The organism is Dyadobacter sp. CY351 (assembly GCF_021502625.1).
Classification (GTDB): Bacteria; Bacteroidota; Bacteroidia; order Cytophagales; family Spirosomataceae; genus Dyadobacter; species Dyadobacter chenhuakuii.
The window spans coordinates 750,527-767,846 of record NZ_JAKFFU010000003.1 but is presented as its reverse complement, the minus strand read 5'-3'; the positions used below and the strand labels follow the sequence as shown (position 1 = coordinate 767,846).

12 protein-coding genes are annotated in these 17,320 nt (G+C 47.1%); 6 read left to right on the top strand and 6 right to left on the bottom strand.

Going from position 1 to position 17,320, the window contains the following annotated elements:
- Positions 1 to 57: 57 nt before the first annotated feature.
- Positions 58 to 939, bottom strand: coding sequence for an SDR family oxidoreductase (locus tag L0660_RS08605; protein ID WP_235159120.1), 882 nt, complete (start codon positions 937 to 939; stop codon positions 58 to 60).
- 74 nt (positions 940 to 1,013) lie between these two features.
- Between L0660_RS08605 and L0660_RS08600 the strand changes: the two genes are divergently transcribed.
- Positions 1,014 to 1,856, top strand: coding sequence for a helix-turn-helix domain-containing protein (locus tag L0660_RS08600; RefSeq protein WP_235159119.1), 843 nt, complete (start codon positions 1,014 to 1,016; stop codon positions 1,854 to 1,856).
- A gap of 11 nt (positions 1,857 to 1,867) precedes the next feature.
- On the opposite strand, the gene L0660_RS08595 is transcribed toward L0660_RS08600, so the two are convergent.
- From L0660_RS08595 to L0660_RS08585, 3 genes are read right to left on the bottom strand one after another with little or no spacing between them, the layout of a single operon-like run.
- On the bottom strand, positions 1,868 to 3,316 hold the full coding sequence (locus L0660_RS08595) for a TolC family protein (protein ID WP_235159118.1): 1,449 nt from the start codon (positions 3,314 to 3,316) through the stop codon (positions 1,868 to 1,870).
- 1 nt (position 3,317) lies between these two features.
- Positions 3,318 to 4,697: an HlyD family secretion protein gene (locus L0660_RS08590; RefSeq protein ID WP_233798786.1), complete on the bottom strand. Its 1,380-nt coding sequence runs from the start codon at positions 4,695 to 4,697 to the stop codon at positions 3,318 to 3,320.
- Positions 4,690 to 5,694, bottom strand: coding sequence for an ABC transporter transmembrane domain-containing protein (locus L0660_RS08585; RefSeq protein ID WP_026629139.1), 1,005 nt, complete (start codon positions 5,692 to 5,694; stop codon positions 4,690 to 4,692). Before L0660_RS08585 ends, L0660_RS08590 begins: the two co-directional genes overlap by 8 nt.
- A 415-nt stretch (positions 5,695 to 6,109) precedes the next feature.
- On the opposite strand from L0660_RS08585, the gene L0660_RS08580 reads away from it, so the two are divergent.
- The 4 genes from L0660_RS08580 (at position 6,110) to L0660_RS08565 (ending at position 13,367) form a co-directional block, all read left to right on the top strand.
- Complete coding sequence (locus L0660_RS08580; RefSeq protein WP_235159117.1) at positions 6,110 to 6,994, top strand: DUF1684 domain-containing protein; 885 nt, start codon at positions 6,110 to 6,112, stop codon at positions 6,992 to 6,994.
- Between the two features lie 124 nt (positions 6,995 to 7,118).
- On the top strand, positions 7,119 to 10,229 hold the full coding sequence (locus L0660_RS08575; RefSeq protein ID WP_235159116.1) for a TonB-dependent receptor: 3,111 nt from the start codon (positions 7,119 to 7,121) through the stop codon (positions 10,227 to 10,229).
- 17 nt (positions 10,230 to 10,246) lie between these two features.
- A complete protein-coding gene (locus L0660_RS08570) occupies positions 10,247 to 11,611 on the top strand; it encodes a RagB/SusD family nutrient uptake outer membrane protein (RefSeq protein ID WP_235159115.1) in 1,365 nt (454 codons plus the stop codon).
- Between the two features lie 25 nt (positions 11,612 to 11,636).
- Entirely contained in the window at positions 11,637 to 13,367 is a 1,731-nt protein-coding gene (locus tag L0660_RS08565; RefSeq protein WP_235159114.1) for a tetratricopeptide repeat protein, read from the top strand.
- Between the two features lie 50 nt (positions 13,368 to 13,417).
- Here L0660_RS08565 and L0660_RS08560 read toward each other — a convergent pair whose 3' ends face one another.
- Positions 13,418 to 14,140, bottom strand: a complete 723-nt coding sequence (locus L0660_RS08560) for a LytTR family DNA-binding domain-containing protein (RefSeq protein ID WP_235159113.1) — start codon at positions 14,138 to 14,140, stop codon at positions 13,418 to 13,420.
- A gap of 63 nt (positions 14,141 to 14,203) precedes the next feature.
- A complete protein-coding gene (locus L0660_RS08555; RefSeq protein WP_235159112.1) occupies positions 14,204 to 14,863 on the bottom strand; it encodes a hypothetical protein in 660 nt (219 codons plus the stop codon).
- Positions 14,864 to 15,060: 197 nt separating this feature from the next.
- On the opposite strand from L0660_RS08555, the gene L0660_RS08550 reads away from it, so the two are divergent.
- Entirely contained in the window at positions 15,061 to 17,262 is a 2,202-nt protein-coding gene (locus L0660_RS08550; RefSeq protein ID WP_235159111.1) for a tetratricopeptide repeat protein, read from the top strand.
- Positions 17,263 to 17,320: the final 58 nt, after the last annotated feature.

Here is a 17,320-nt window from a genome sequence, read left to right as displayed (position 1 = left end):
TGAGTTCCAAAATTCACTTTTCTGCTCTATAAACATACATCAGCATTCACACAACCGCTACGGCCGGAACAGCGCCGCGTGATCTTTTGCAAAATCGCTAAATGTGTGCGGTGCTGTTCCGGTTGCATCCATAATGCCCGGAGCCACTTCCGAAGCTTCGCCTTTCTTATAATGTGCATAGTCTTCCACAAGTCCCTCAGCCTGCCAGGTTGGGAAGCCGACCTTCAAGAGCATTTCTTCAAGCATTTCAGAAGTAAGGTCTATAAATGTAACGGAGTGGCCGAGGACAGCAGAAAGCGTTTCCGCCAATTCGTGGTGCGACAATGCTTCCGGACCGGTTAATGCATAAACCTGATTTTCGTGCCGTGGATCGGTGAGCGCTGCTGCTGCGGCGGCCGCTATGTCACGGACGTCCAAAATGCTGATTTTAGCATCGCCAATGGCACCGTAAAACTGTCCCTGAAAACGAATTGAATCCCGGAAACCGAGCAGTCCTTGCATGAAAAGGTTGGGTCTTAGGAAGGTATATAACATTCCCGACTTGCGGATATGTGCTTCAACCGCAGCATGGTAACGCAAAAAGCGCACCGGTGACTCAGCGTCTGCGGCCCATTGAGACAGCTTAACAATGTGCTTAACACCAGCTTCTTGCGCTATGTCGACAAATCTAATCTGCTGCTGTTCTGCCTGCTCCGATGAGTTCGTCAGCAAAAATGCCCGTTCGACTCCGGTTAATGCTGACTTTAATGATTCGGAATCATTGAAATCGCCGGTTACAAGTTCGGCTCCGGCCAGATCGTCCATGGTCTGCGCAAGAGCGACCGAACGAACCATGGCTTTGTAGGGTACGCCTTTGGCTGACAATATTTTGCATAATTCTTTTCCAATCGTTCCCGTTGCACCGGTTACCAATAATTTTGTTAATTCTGATGTTGCCATTTTGGATAAAGTTTTTGTTTTATTTTAGGTCAAAATTAAGCGAGCTATGGTCGGTAAAATTGTAAGAAAACGAAATGACTAAGCTATCCATTGGTACGCACTTTGACGCTCCGGCTGCATTGGCTGACGTGATCAAGCACTTTTACTGTATTCAAACAGACCTCGATTTTGAACGGACGCCCCAGTTCTTGTCGCCAAGTTTAGAAATCATGCTGATATTTAATTTTGGTGTTCCTTTACCATTGTCGTTTGGTAATGGCGCGTTTCAGGAGCACGAAACGAGAAAAGTTGTAATGCTGGGCCCGTTGCGGAAAATGCTGCATTACGAGGTGTTGCCGGAAACGGACATCATTGTAATCACATTCAACCACAATGGCTTTTACAGGCTTTTCAACATTCCGGCGGAACAAATGGAAACCGAAAAAATCTATGATCCCGACCAGTTGCTGGGCATTGCCGGATTCGAAGCGTTATGGAATGCACTTGCAGGAATGCCCACAACCGAAGACCGCATTGGGTTGCTGATCGCACACGGTCATGCATTTATCAAAGCACCTGAAAAAGAAAGCATTCCCTTGCTGGCAGGTATTGAAGATAGCAACATTGATTTTGGAAAACCTTCAAAAGCAATTGCTGCTGACGCCAATCTATCCGAGCGGATGGTGCAAATGCGTTTCAAAAAATACATGGGATTTTCTACCAAAGAACTTACCCGCTTGCTTCGGTTCAAACAGGTTATCGAATTTATTCAAAAACAAGAAGACGAAGTGGACTGGCTAACCCTCGTTGCCCAGTTCGGCTATCACGACCAGAGTCACCTCATTAAAGACTTCAAGTATTACCTCGCTACTACACCCAGGAAACTTGTTCAGGAGTTTTTGGGGAAAACCTTTTGCGTAAGCCGGGCGCGAGCATAAGCGACAACCAATCAATCCTGATTCACCCCGGCTTCGTAGTAGAGGTCTGCCAGGGCTTGCTGGTATTTGGTTACGAGTTCTGCTTGTTTCATCATCATGTCGATGAGCTTGGATTCGCGGCTGTTGATTAAAAATAATGTGCTTTCGCCCAGATCAAATTTTTGAAGCTCACCGCGAACCAGGAATTTTTGATTCACAATGCTTTGCGTCTGGATAGTGAGTTGCGCCTGGTATGCTTTCAGGTTGTTGAACGAGCTGCGGATGTTGGTTTGAATGGTTCGTGCTTCGTTTTGAACATCGAGGTTCAGGTCCATTTGCTTCACTTTGATCTCACTCAGTTTACCCCTTGCCGAGCGCAGGAACAGCGGGAACGAGAAATCAAAACCCACTTTATAGTTATTCCAGCCAATGTCATAATAATCAGGTACATAAGAATTGAAATCCCTGCGTGTGGTCAGCAGCGAGCCGCTGACATTGAGTTTTGGTTTCAGCATTTCGCGCAGATAATTGCGTTCAATAGCGAGCTGGACTCCCTTATTGCGAAGCATTTGAAGCTTGGGGTGGTTGTCTTCGGCACGGTTCAGCAAATCATCGAGGTTGTTGGCCGATACAATAGCCACAGCGGAGTCGGCGTTGACGGGCACGGCGTCTTCCGGCAATTCGAGCGGATTCCCTTTTTCGTCCCAGATGTGATTCGAAACAAGCAATCTGGAGTTCTGGATCTCAATTTCAATCTTAGCCAGCTGGATCGATCTTTCCTGCACCGTGATAAATGCTTCTACGGAGTCAATTGCAGGCTTTTCGCCCAGTAATGCCTGATTACGCGTGGCGGTGTAGCGCGTGGTTGCCAGCTCGACGCCACGACGGATAAGCTGGTATTGCTGATGCGCATAAAACCAGTTCCAGTAATCTTTCACAGCCTGAAACCAAACTTTGTTGATCTCATTGACCCTTTCTGCTTCGGCATACGCTACCATGACGCGCGATTGACGCAGGGTATTTCGCCGAGCATCAATCAGCAGCCCCTGGCCAATCGGCACACTAATGCCCACGCCACCCAGACCTGTCAGCGGCGTGGTAGTTTCTGGATTAGTGTAACTACCCACATTTCTGTCGAACCCGATCTTTAAATCAGCTCCTGCCAGCCACAGTGGCACTTTTAGTTCACTTGTCCAATGGTTATAGTAATTTTTTCCACCAAATTGTTTCTGGTCGAATGATGCTTTAAGGTTTGGGTCAAAACTGCCAAGCGCCTGGGTTACCCTCGCCCGCGCGGCAGCGCTCAGTAACCCGGCTTGTTTAACGACCGGATTGTTCTGCATCACTAGCTCACGCAGGTCTGCTATCGAAAATATTTTTGTAGAGTCGGGGACAGATGCTACGCTTGCAAACACACTCTGGACAAACAGCAAGAGGCATAGCCAAAGGGCAAGCATGCCCCGTCTTATTGTCATGTTCATTTTAGTTCGCTTTATCCTTTTTTCCACCACCATCTGCTTTATCAGGCTCATTTTCCAGACTGGGCGGGAAGCCGTTCAATAACCGCCATATTTCGTACCATATAGGCACAGAGCGCAAGATCACCCTCCCGTACACGCCAGAGCCTTGTCGCAGCTGTTTCGGCCACGGCTCGTCATTGTAAGGTGCCGGATTTGAAGGGGTTACCAGTATGCGATATTTGCCGTTATTGCTGCTTACCAGGTCTATGACCGTCACTTTGCCGGCAAATGTGCCCACCGCCACCGATGGCCAGCCTGCAAATTGCACGGAAGGCCACCCTTCGAACTGGAGGCGAACCTCGCTGCTGTCCAGGATTAGCGGCACGTCCATGGCATCCACATATAATTCCACCGCTACGCTCGGTTTCGTGGGTTGCAGCGTGGCGATGGATTCACCCTCCTTGATGTTTTCACCAATACCGGCTTTCAGTGTTTTTACCACAAAGCCGCTCTGCGGGGCACGCACCACATACAGCCCGCGCCGAATGTTAATGTTGGAAATCTCATTCTGCAGCTTTGCGATTTCTCCCTGCGCGCTCACCCGGCTGGACAATGCAGAACTTAAATCGGAACGTGCTTTGGCAACGGATTCCATGTATTTGGCGCGAATGTTATCCAGTTCAATGCGCGCATTCAGGAGTGACTGCTGCGAGTTATTCAGCTTGTTGACCTGGCTTACCACTTTGGCATTATCCTCCTGTAACTTCAAACGGCGGCTCTCTATATCGGTCAGTGAAAAAAGGCCGTTCCGATAACCCGCTTCGTAACGTTCGAGCCGGGATTTACTGATTTCATAAAACTTCTGGATTGCTACGAGGTCCGCGCTGTCTGCCTGCACGTAATTGACAGCCTGGTCCACCTTATTTTCTGCCGCCGTCAGCTGAAATTTCAAGCCATTTGTCATGGCAGCGATTTGGTCGTTGGTAGCATCCATTTTTTGGGCTGCAGCAATTTCCGATCCTTCTTTTGCTCTCAGTTGTTCCTGCAAACGCTGAGGCAGATTGGGATCAAAGTAAGACTGACTTGTTTCTGAAAGCACCAGTATCGTATCTCCTTTCTGGACCTGCTGCCCCTCGCGAACGGCCCAATGCTCAATGCGGCCACCGATCTGGTTCTGAACCGTTTGCGGCCGGTCTTCCGGGGTCAACGCTGTTACTGTGCCACGCCCGGGGATCGTTTGCCGCCAGGGCAGAAAGAGCACAATGATGAACAAAAACAGGAGGATCAGCATAACGCGGCCGAGCAATCTTGGCCCGCGCGTTTTCAAAATCTGTTTGTCTGAGAGCACGCCGAGTTCCTCCCAATCAACCCGGCTGGTGACGTCAATTCCATATCTAGCCATGGTGCACCTCACTTTCTACCAATTCCAGATCAGTTACAGCGGCAATTTTTTCGCTGCCCGTCACCATATCAAAAATGGTATCCAGACTGGTCATAAATTTCTCAATGGCGTAGCTGATCTGTACAATGATCACTTCTGCGGCAACAAACTGCCCGAGTGTCATTTGTCTTTGCACTACATAATAAGATCCTAAAAAAAGCAAACCGCCCATCAGCAAGGTTCTCAGGATAACCGAGCTGGCAAAAAATTTGCGAAGCACCCAGAAATGATCGTTTCTTGCCTGTAAATAGTCTGCTGTAATGCGGTCGGTATTCACAATCACCTGTCTCATCTTATCGGGTTGTCCGCGGTAAAGATCGAGGTCACCCGCCACAGATTCGAGGTAAGCCACCACTTCGTACTTGTAATGCGATTCCTCAATGCTGGTTTGGACGCCTCTTTTGTAATACAGGAAAAGTACCAAAATGGTAGCCATCACTGTCAACAGTCCGAAAGTCATAAATATGGGGTGATAAAATGAGAGCAAAATCGCAGACAGCGCAATCTGAACACCGGCTGCTACAATATCCACAAGAAGTTTTGTCAGTCCCTTTTGAATGGTAATTACATCAAAAAATCGGTTTACCAGTTCCGGCGGGCTTTCACCCTCCAACTCCGATTTTTTGATCCGCGGAAATCTGTAAGCAAATTCGAGCGTGGCTTTGGTAAATATTTTTTGCTCGATGAGTTCCACCAACGTCAGTTGCCCGATGAGCAAAATCCCGCCGACTATGATTCCGATCAGGACAACGCCGATCAGCACGTATGTCGAACTGTATAATGCACCATTGGAAAGCAGGTTGAAAACTGCCGTAGTCCCGAGTGGAAGTGTGAGTCCGATCAAGCCGATCAGGATGGCGTAAATAAATATGTAGTTGATTGTCGAGCGTTCGACATAAAGCATTCCCATGAGCCTTTGCCAGGGAGTTGGCACTTCGACCTTAAATTTTTTACCCATTAATATGTAAATGTGATAGAGACGGCTATTTACGGTTTCCGTAAAGGACAGTATATCACTGAACCGGATTAATAACGAAAACAAGCATATCACAATTCTCTAAAACCATTCCAAAACCATCATTTTCTTTATGTTGTACATCACATTTACGATATAATACCAAAAATTTATACCTTGGAAACGAGTCACCGATAGTCACCAAACGTTGTTCTAATTTCATTCTAATCAAATTCCAATTCCATTTTAATGAATGGGTATTTTGGTCAGCGAAGGCATCTTAAAAAAAATAACTCTATTAAGTTGATAGATTAAACTGATTGTTTACATTTGTACCACAGCCACCATTTAGTTTTTGCCAGCGGACTGGACGTCATTGCGCGCAAGGCGTTAGCGTTCATTTTAATTTATCTAAAAAATGATGAAAAAGTACTCCTATTATTTACTCTTGCTGGCTGGCATTTACTTATTGCCTGCATTCACATTCAACGACACGGCTTACGAAGAACAGATCCAGCAATGGCATCAGAAACGGATCGAAAGCCTGAAAGCGGAATCGGGCTGGCTCAATCTGGCCGGTTTGTTCTGGCTTGATGAAGGAAAGAACACTTTCGGCGGCGATAGTAAGAACAATGTTGTGTTCCCGGCAGATAAAAGCAACCCTTTCCTGGGTGAAATCTGGTTGGATAAGGGAAAGGTCATACTCAAAGCAAGTCCAGATGCAGCCGTTTTCAATGGCGATGAGCCTGTGACGGAGCTGGATATTTTTCCGGATGAAAAGCCTGTAACGCTCAAACACAAGTCGTTGCGGTGGTTCATTATCAAGCGCGGCGACAAATATGCGGTGCGGTTACGCGACCTCGAAAGCGAATATCTGAAAGGGTTTACAGGCATTGAGCGCTATCCTGTTCAGGAAAAATGGCTCGTCAAAGCACGCTTTGAAGCCACCACCGGTAAGAAAGTTTCGATCACAGACATTACCGGCCGCACCGCAGATCAGGAATCTCCCGGAACATTGATTTTTTCTGTAAATGGTAAGGAATACCGTCTGGACGCCGTGGGATCGACCAAAAATCTGTTCATCATCTTCGCCGACCAAACCAATAAAAAGGAAACATATGGTGCCGGACGTTTTCTCTACACGTCCGTGGAAGAAGACGGGACAGCCTGGCTGGACTTTAATAAATCCATTAATCCACCCTGTGCGTTTTCGCCTTTTGCAACCTGTCCGCTTCCTCCCAAGCAAAATAAGCTTGCCCTGGCCGTTTCCGCAGGTGAGAAACGCTACGGCGATCACGAATAGCAGATGCCATTCCTGAATCCATAACCGTATTATTTCATTCTGATTTCTTCGGAGGCGCCTTGCCTCCGGAAGAAATCGTCTGCTCCAATCACTCCACTTATCACTCATTTAATTCACTTTTACCATGAAACACTACTACGCATGGCTTTCGCGTATATTGTATTACGTTAATGAGGTGCCAGTCGTCACATTGATTTTTATTTCCCTTTTTCTGCTGCCGACGGCCAGCAGTATTTCGGCAGACTTAACTTTTGCATTGCAGACCGAGAGATCGGTTTCCGGAAAGATCACAGACGACAAGGGCGATGGCATTCCCGGGGTGAACATTGTTTTGAAAGGCACCAGCACGGGTACATCCACCAATCTGGAAGGCGGTTTTCAATTGAATGTGCCGGAGCCTGCGCCGGGAGAGAATCCGGTACTTGTGTTTTCGTTCGTAGGCTTCAAAACGCAGGAAATCCCGCTCGCCGGCCGCAAATTCTTTGAAGTGCAACTCGAATCCTCGGACAAGCAGCTGAACGAAATTGTGGTGGTAGGATACACCCAACTGAAAAAAGGGGCCGGAACCGGTGCGGTTTCCAACATTAAATCCGGCGAGATCGCCAACCAGCATGGGGTTAGTTTTAGTGAAAAAATCCAGGGACTGACACCGGGGCTCCAGATATCCTCCAACTCGGGCGTAGAAGGCGGGAGCGTGCTTGTACGCCTGCGCGGGGCGACGTCTATCAATGCTGGAAATGATCCTTTGTATGTGATTGACGGCGTCTTTATAAACAGCCAGTCGTTACAAGGCGTACGCACCGGCGGGCAAACGACCAATCCGCTGGCCGACATTAACCCGGCTGATATCGAGAACATTGAGGTGCTTAAAGATGCCAATGCCACAGCCATTTACGGCGCACGGGGTGCCAACGGCGTGATCCTGATCACCACCAAACGCGGTGCAAAAGGTGGGAAGACTAAGATTTCATTCAACACTTCCCTCGGCATTGCCAAGGCACCCAAATTGTGGGACCTTACCACCGGCCCGCAACACGCGCAGATCATGAATGAGCAGTGGATCAATGATGGAAACCCTTCTGCGACGCGGCCATTCCGGCCTGTGAGCGAAGGAGGGCAGGGTAACCCCGAAGACCAGGGAACCTACGACCGGTTGAGCCTCGTTTTTCGAACGGCTGTTCAGCAATCCAACAATTTGTCCGTAACAGGCGGCAATGAAAAAACGCAATTTTACCTCGGCGGCGAGGTTACGAATCAGAACTCCATCCTGAAATTACAGGATTTCCGTCGGCTGGGTTTCCGCATTAATGTCGACCATAATATCAACAGCAAAGTGCAGGTAGGGGTGAGCACTTCTTACAGCGCCACCAAACGCCAGCTCGCACGCACGGGGGATACGGGCGGGATCCTGAATACCGGTTTACATACGCCCACATTGACGCCGATCTTCGCCGCCGATGGCTCCTACAACCGCGGTGAGCGATTCAATAACCCTTATGTGTTGCTCGAAAACAGCAATAACCACGCGTATGGAAAACATTTGATCGCCAACGGTTACTTCAAGTGGAACCTGACGGACGACCTGACATTCAAAAGCTCATGGAGCCTGGACGACAATTATTACAAGGAAGCGGTCTACTACAATGCCAACCTCACCGAAGGAAAGGCTTCCAACGGCAGCGCAACGGACGCCACTACGCTCGACCGCACCTGGATCGCCGAGCAGCTTTTGAACTACAATGCACCGCTGGGTGAGCGTCATTTCCTGTCGGTGTTCCTGGGTAACACATTGCAGAAAAACGAATTCCAGCGTTCGGTGATCACGGGCACGAACTTCCCGGGCACGAAATTCACAACCATTTCGGCAGCTGCGATTACCACCGGCACCACCACCGGCGTGACGAACTCGGGACTACTTTCTTATTTTGGAGGTGCAAATTATAGTTTTGATAACAAGTATAGCGTGGATGTGAACGTCCGCACAGATGCTTCATCTCGCTTCGGCGCGGATTACCGCTGGGGCACATTTCCGTCGGTGGGCGCTTCGTGGCGCATCGGTCAGGAAGGTTTTGTAAAAGATCATTTTGCTTTCCTGAACGATCTCAAACTCAAAGCGAGCATTGGCTGGACTGGTAACCAAAGCATTCCTGACTTTGCATCGCTGGGTCTCTGGTCGGGCGGGAATAATTACCTCGACAAGCCAGGCGTAGCACCTGCACAGTTGGGTAATGGCGGTCTGAAATGGGAAACTACGCGCCAATGGAATGTAGGGCTCGAAGGCGGCGTGGCCAACAACCGGCTGAAATTTGAATTCAATATTTATAACAAATACACTACGGACCTGCTGCTCTCTGTGCCGACGCCTGCTAAAACCGGATTCTCATCCTCCTATCAGAACCTGGGCGAAATGAGCAACAAGGGTTTCGAATTCCAGGTCACTTCCACCAATCTTTCCAATAGGGATTGGGAATGGACAACGAGCTTTAATGTCGCCCACAATGCCAACCGCATCGAGAAACTCCCCATTTCATTTACCCAATACAACCGCGACTGGGTGCGCCTCGAACAAGGCTCGCCGATGTATTCTTTCTGGCTCTACAAACAGCTTTATGTGGATCCGCAGAATGGCAATGCCGTGTACGACGATTCCCGCACCGGCGATGGCCGCATTACCACCGCCGACCGGCAGATCATTGGCAATGCATGGCCAGCCTACTACGGCAGCCTCAGGAATGCGGTGCGTTTCAAAAATTTCGATTTTTCGCTCAATTTCTATTTCTCGCAGGGCAACAAAGTGTTTAATATGAACCGATATTTTCAGGAGCACGCGGGTTCGCGCGGAACTTCCTGGTCGATGCTGGCGAGCATGATGGACCGCTGGGAAAAACCGGGAGATGTGACGGACATCCCCCGCGTTACCATTCTGCCTAATGAAGACGGCAGCAACAACCACAATTTCGAAAGCAGCCGCTTTTTGGAAGACGGCTCATTTATCCGCCTCCGCAGCGCCTACCTGGGTTATTCATTGCCAAAAAACTGGCTGTCGAAGATCCGGATCGATAATGCCAAGGTATACGTGAATGCAACCAACCTGCTCACCTGGACTAAATATTCCGGCCCGGACCCGGAGATCAACACTGCCCAGGACACTGCTAATGCCACTGTACAGGGTCTTGACTTTTCGATGCCGCCGCATCCGCGTACGGTAGAGTTCGGTATCAATCTTACTTTTTAATCATTGCCTGAAATATCATGCGAAAGTTCACTTCTTATTTCCGATACAACATTGCGCTGCTGGCGCTTACCGGCCTGCTGGCCAGTTCCTGCGAGTCGTACTTTCTGGACGCGGAACCGCAGCAATCCATTTCCGACGGTTCGGTGATCATTGATGCTGCCACTGCTGAAACTGCCTTGCTGGGTGTGTACGACAAGGTTCAGAGCAGTAACTATTATGGCGGCGACGGCTATCAAGCCGCGGCTTATCTTGCCGGGGGCGATAATATCTGGGTAGGGACATTGAATTACTACGCGACCTTCATTACCCACACTTACCGGTCTGATAATACGCTTCTGAACAACGTCTGGTCCACCATTTTCACCGTGGTCAACGGCGCGAACAATGTGATCGATAAAGTTGAAAAGCTTGATTCTAAGACCATTACCGAAGCGCAGCGCAAGCAAATCTCGGGCGAGGCTTATTTTCTGCGGTCACTTGCCTACTTCGACCTGGCCCGTGCGTGGGGCAATGTGCCTGTTGTGCTCAAACCAACCACCGCACCGGACGATTTTGATGGGGTAAAACAAAGCACCCAGGAGCAAGTATACAGGCAAGTGCTGGAAGATCTTACGAAGGCCGAAGGTTTGCTGGGCAAAACAGTGGATCGCAACCGGGTTACGCAAAAGACTGTTTCGGCGTTCAAGGCGCGGCTGCATTTGTATTTGGGAGAATATGAAAAGGCTGAGGAATATGCTACCAAGCTGATTTCCGACAGTAATTACGAATTGATCAGCTGGGCCTCATTTATAAATAGTAAAAATTCCAGGGAATCCATTTTTGAGCTGGCATACAGCACGGCCGACAGAAGCGCACATTATGGCGCATGGTCGAGCGACGGTTACCGCAACCAGTTTGGGCCCGGGCCTGCACTTTTCAAGCTTTTGCAAGATCCCGCAACAGGCGGTGACCGCAAAGCGCTGATCAAGGATATTTCCACGCCGGCCATTCTGAACTATTATGTGCAATTGCTTTACTGGCGCGCTACAAACGACAATCCGACTTACCTGTTCCGCATAGCCGAGCAATACCTGATCCGCGCCGAAGCCAGGGCCAAAAGAGCGACGCCCGATCTCGCAGGCGCAGTAGCCGATCTGAATGCAGTAAAAACCCGCGCAAAAGTTCCGGTTTTTACTTCTACTAACAAAGCAGCTATCGAGCGCGCTATCGAAGATGAGCGCCGTGCCGAATTTGCATTGGAACCGCACCGCTGGTTTGACCTCGTTCGCACGGGCAGGGCAGGGGCAGTGTTGGGCGTAGGCAATGCAGACAAATGGATTTTCCCGATCCCATTCAATGACCTGGCCGCAGATAAGGACCTGGTTCAGAATAAAGGTTATTGATTATCATTGTTTTAAATAAAAAAATATGAGATTTTCTTTTGTATTGTGTTGTCTGATCTCCGTTTCCACATTTGCCCAGCGTGACCGGCAGGCACAGACAAAAAGCAGCGGCCATGACCACGCGAACCACGTGGACGAAAACGAATTTGCCCACAACCACCTTGACCATATTCAGGCTTATCGCAAGGAAACCGCTTATGTGCACAACCTCCCGCCCGCGCAGTTCCTGGAAGGCATTGGCACTTCCACCATGAAGATCAGCACGAAATCGGACCAGGCACAGAAATATTTTGCCCAGGGCGTGGCGCTGCTGCATGATTTCTGGGATTTTGAAGCATATCGATCATTCAAAGAGGCGATCCGGCTGGATTCTTCGGCTGTAATGCCCTATTGGGGGCTGTACAGCGCTATCGGCGCCACAGAAGGGCCGGATTTTGATGATGATAAAAAGCTTGCTGTCAGAAAGCTCAAAGCGTTGAAGGATAAGGCAAGCGAGCATGAAAAGCTGTATGCAGAAGCGATTCTTCTCCGCGACGCACCTGGCGACGGCAGCCGGAAGCTATATCAGCAAAAGCTCGAAATCATCGTGCATAAGTATCCCGGCGATGTAGATGCAAAACTCTTTTTGGCATTAAGTAAAATGAGCGGCTATGACGTGGAACTAAACCCGCGTGAAGGTCAGATTTACAGTGAATATCTGCTCCGGGACGTGCTGAAAAACGATCCGGACAATGCTGGCGCACACCATTACTGGATCCATCTGATGGAGAACTGCTGCCCGGAAGAGGCAATTAAAAGTTCAGAAAAAATGAAACAGCTCACACCTGGGGCGGCACATATGGTGCATATGCCGGGCCATGTTTATTTCAAACTCGGACAGTATCAGAAGGCGCACGAGGCGTTTGTGGAAGCTGTTGCTGTGGATTCTATTTACATGAAAAAACAGGGCATCCCCGAAGTGGATACCTGGAATTATATTCACAATATCAATTACCTGCTTTCTAACAGTGCAGAGAACGGCCATTACAAAACAGCTCTCTATTACGCCGAAAAGCTGCAAAATATGCCGGTTACCAAGGAGCGCAAAGCTAAATATGAAGGTCGCTTTTTTTACCAGGGAATTGTTGCTCCCGCGAAAATGGAGCTCTGTTTTGGCTATTACAAAAAAGCCGCTGACCGCCTGCAACTGATCAACGACAAAGACAGCATCTTTACCACAAAGGCCATTGCATATAAGGATGGCCTGTATCTTTTTGCGTTGGGGATGGATGCCGTAAAAAGAGGCAAAGCCGCAGAAGCCAAAAAATATTCCGACGCGCTCGACGCGCATTTGTACCGCAACGGCAACCAATCTCCGGCCAACGACGCCATAGCAGCGCGAAGGCTGGGCGACCTGAATGTTGCATCACTGGAATTGCAGGGTTTAATCCAAAACCTTGAAAATAACAATGCGGAAGCCATCCGCCTGCTTAAAATTGCACAAAAAAAGGAACATGACCTCGGTTACAGCGAACCGCCTTCATACGCCAGGCCCGTATTGATCAGCCTGGGGGAGGTTTATTTGAAGGCCGGGAAATACGATCTGGCAATACAGGCATATGAAGACCTGGCCAAAAAACGTCCCAACAGTGCAAATGCGCTTTGGGGACTTTACAAAGTATATCAGAAAAAAGGGGATCTGGGGAAGGCAAAAGAGCTTGCTGCACAACTGAGCGAAGTGATCAAACAAGGAGAAAAGTCTTTGTACCCGCTGTAACTCACAGGGAATTTACCTTAGCCTGTTAACAGAAGCTGCGATCGTAGTTTTCAAAACAACCAGGCCAGCAGCGCTTCCTTTTTTTGTGGAGAAACCTCGATTTCAGAACCGTCGGACAATTCCAGTGTGCCCCCGTCGCCTTTGCGGTATTTAACCGCAAAGTCCAGATTGACGATGACGGATCTGTTAATTCTCATGAATTGAGCGTCATTTAAAACGGGCTCAAACTCTTTAAGGGTTTTCGAGACGACGATCTTTTTCGCTTCGGTAAGCAAAAAAACACTGTAATTGCTCATGGCCTCCACCCTGATAATGTTGGTCTTGTCAACAATGTACACACCCTCCGCAGTGGGTAATGCCAGGCGGTTATTCGATTTCTTTTCTGCTTTAACTGTTTTATAGCTTGCTTTCTCATTTACCCGCTTTTTCAAGCGGGTAAATGCAGTTTGCAGTTCTTCTTCGTCAATTGGTTTGAGCAAGTAGTCCACGGCACTTAATCTGAGGGCTTCCAATGTATAGCTATCGTAGGCGGTAGTAAAAATCACCTCGAAATCAAAACTTCCTAACCGCTCCAAAAATTGGAATCCATTCAGGACGGGCATTTCAACGTCCAGGAAAAGTACATCTATGCCCAGTCCTGTAATGGCCTCGGCCGCCGGGACCGGTTCATTAAACACGCCGACCACGTGAAGCTCGCTTTCAAAAACTGCTAATTTTTGGGCAAGTAATTTACTTCCCCTTATCTCGTCGTCTAAAATTGCGGCTTTCAACATAATCGGATTTTTATAACTCAATTTGGCTATTTTATTCGATGCTGGCAACTCCCGGTTTACTGGTCATTCCTTTTCTGCGATCCAAATCTTATCTTCCTGTTCAATCAACATAACCGGTTTGGCTATTCCTCGCCAGTTTGGAACTGCGGCACCCATTAACTCATCCTGATTTGATTTGAATCCTACATTAGCCAACTTGTAAACAAGGTAACTTCTTCCAAACCACCATAATGTCTCCGCATCATTGTCTTTAATGAATTTGAGACGTTCCGAGTTTACTTTAAAAGAACTGTTGTCAAATGAAAATGCATCCGATTTTTTGGCCAGCACTGCATAGCTTAGCTGGTTGCCTTCACCATTATATATAAAATCGTAGGATTTCAATTTCAAGCTTCCATCAGCATTCTTTTCCAGTTCGAAAGAATATATCGATTGCCCGTTGGAGTGAAAATCCAGACTAAGCGTTGAACCTTGCAAGGTTCCTTCCAGTATTCTCAACATGCCCTGTAAATGTATATCCGCCTTTACTACATCCCCATCTTTGGCAAAAGATATGATTGTTAATTTGTTCCCGCCCGTTTTGTGTTCGGCTACCAGGTAATAATCGGCAAGGTCGCTCATGGTTATGGGCGTATTTTGCGGATCCGGCGATTTGGTCTTGCAGCTCCCAAGCACCAATACAAGTATCGGGAGCATTTTGCAGATGTTAAGTAAGTTTCTCATGATCTTGTTTTTATTGTGACTGTTTAGTTGAGATTAAGATGTCCCAAACTTATGGTCGTTTCCGGTGGTATTTTATGACAATGAGCGAAGCAGGCTTTCAGGTTAGCAGAGCCGGGTGATGGCTTAGTGGCATCGTCATGTTACTTAGCAGATTATACATAACTTTAATGCTCCTCCAGTTGCTTAACCCGCACAAAATGTTTAATTCAAAATCCTGCTTATTAAGAATTCTTTTTGCATCAATAGGCTTGACCATTATAGGTATGGTGCCCGGCAATGCGCAAACGGGTAAGATAGATTCGCTCACACAGCTTCTGAAAACTCACGCGCAAAAGGATCAAAAAAGGGCTCAGATACTTTTGAATCTTGGCTCGGAAAATATGAGATTGAGTCCGAAACTTGCGTTGCCGTATGCGGAAGAAGTTTTATCCTTTCAAGACAATATGAAGGACAAAACATACATTTCCAATGCGCACCGTATGAAGGGAATTAGCCAGTTCTACCTGTCGATGTATCCCGAAGCACTGGAATCTTTAAATAAGGCCCTAAGCATTGATAACGCAGTGAATAATGCGGTGGGGACTGCCGCCGACCTGAGCAATATCGGATTGGTTTACATGACACAATCCAAATTTGCTGAGGCACTTAAATATTATCTGGAAGCGCTTCAGAAACACGAAGTTTTGAAGAATGAGCTCAATGTTGCGATCACACTGACAAACATTGGAACTGTTCACAATGAAATGAGCGACTATAAAGTGGCGATGCAGAATTACCAGAGAGCACTTCCCATTTTTAGAAAATACAAACATGCTGTGGGTCAATCCAGCACGCTGACTAATATCGGGACAATTCATTTCAAGAATAATAATATTGATGAAGCGATTAAGTATAGCAAAATGTCATTGGCGATAACCGATTCAATAGGGGATACGCGCGGAAGTGCGCGTGAAAATGGGAATCTGTCGGCATACTATTCCAAATTGCGTCAATCAGATCTGGCTTTAAAATATGGTTTTAAAGCAATCGAAGGAAATGAAAAGCTTAGCAATACAAAGAGCCTTGGATTCAATATGCAGAATATTTCAGACGCTTTTTATCAGCAGCAGGATTATGCAAAGGCAAAAACCTACGGCCTTAATGCTTTGAAAATTGCCAGGGATCTCGACGTAGCTGAGATTAAAAGGGACGCAAGCCTGGGATTGAGTGAAATCTATCATGCTTTGAAAGCGCCGGATAGTACGCTGTTTTATTATAAGCTTTTTAAAGAATACGGAGATAGCATTAGTAATGACAAAAAGAAAAATGAGATCACCCGGATGGGAATGAAATATGAATTTGACAAAACCGAAGCCATTTATAAACAAAAACAAGTTTTAGCTGAGGGGCAACTCAAACAAAATCAATTACAACTTGCCCTTAATAATGCGGAACTACAACGAGGTTTGCAATTAAGGAATTTGCAAAATGCGCTCTTAGAAAATGAAAAACTGGTAAGAAGGGAAAAAGAAAGGCAGTTGCTGATTTCTAAAAATAACGAAAAACTGCAATCCAGTAAGTTAAATGCCCTCTCTCAGGAGCAGAAACTTAACCAGTTGGAAATCAGACAGCTATGGCTTTACGGGATTCTGGCTATTATCATATTGGCTTCTGTTTTGATTTATATTTTAAACCTTAACAGGATCAGAAGATTAAGGTTTGCCAATATTCTGCAGCGGCAGGAGGCCGAACAAAGTACATTAAAATTAGAATATCAATATCAATTATCAGAAAGTGAATTAAGAGCTATTCGCTCCCAGATGAATCCGCATTTTATTTTTAATGTATTGAATTCAATTGAGTCTTACATTATGGATAATGACAAAAGAACTGCTTCCAGGCTGATTCAAAAATTCGCTTCTTTAAGCAGGTTAATCCTGGAAAATTCGACTAAAAGTTTGGTTCCGGCCGATAAAGAATGGAAATCACTGCAATTGTATACAGAATTGGAAGCAATGCGTTATAATAATTCTTTCACTTACAGTTTTGTGCTTTCGCCCGATATTTCGCTACCCACAATCCTGTTACCACCCATGCTGATTCAACCCTTGATAGAAAATTCGATTTTGCACGGGATCATCGGTGCGGGTATCCCGGACGCTTATATTGCCGTTGCCATGCAGCGATCAGATCAGACGCTGCTTATTACCGTAACAGATAATGGGATTGGGCTGCATGGCAAGACAAACCGGACAGTAATTAATGTTAACAAAGAAAAATCAATTGGCTTAAAGTCTATTAAAGAGAGAATCGACTTGATTAATACGCAATATCCCGGTTCAGCCAGCTTTTCAATTGAACAAAGGGCCGACCAGCAAGGAACCATTGCCCATATTTCCTTGCCATTGCTGAGCCAGTAGCAGGGAAAGCATTAAGACTATTTCGCTCTCCATAACATTTTTTCACTGCATTGTTACA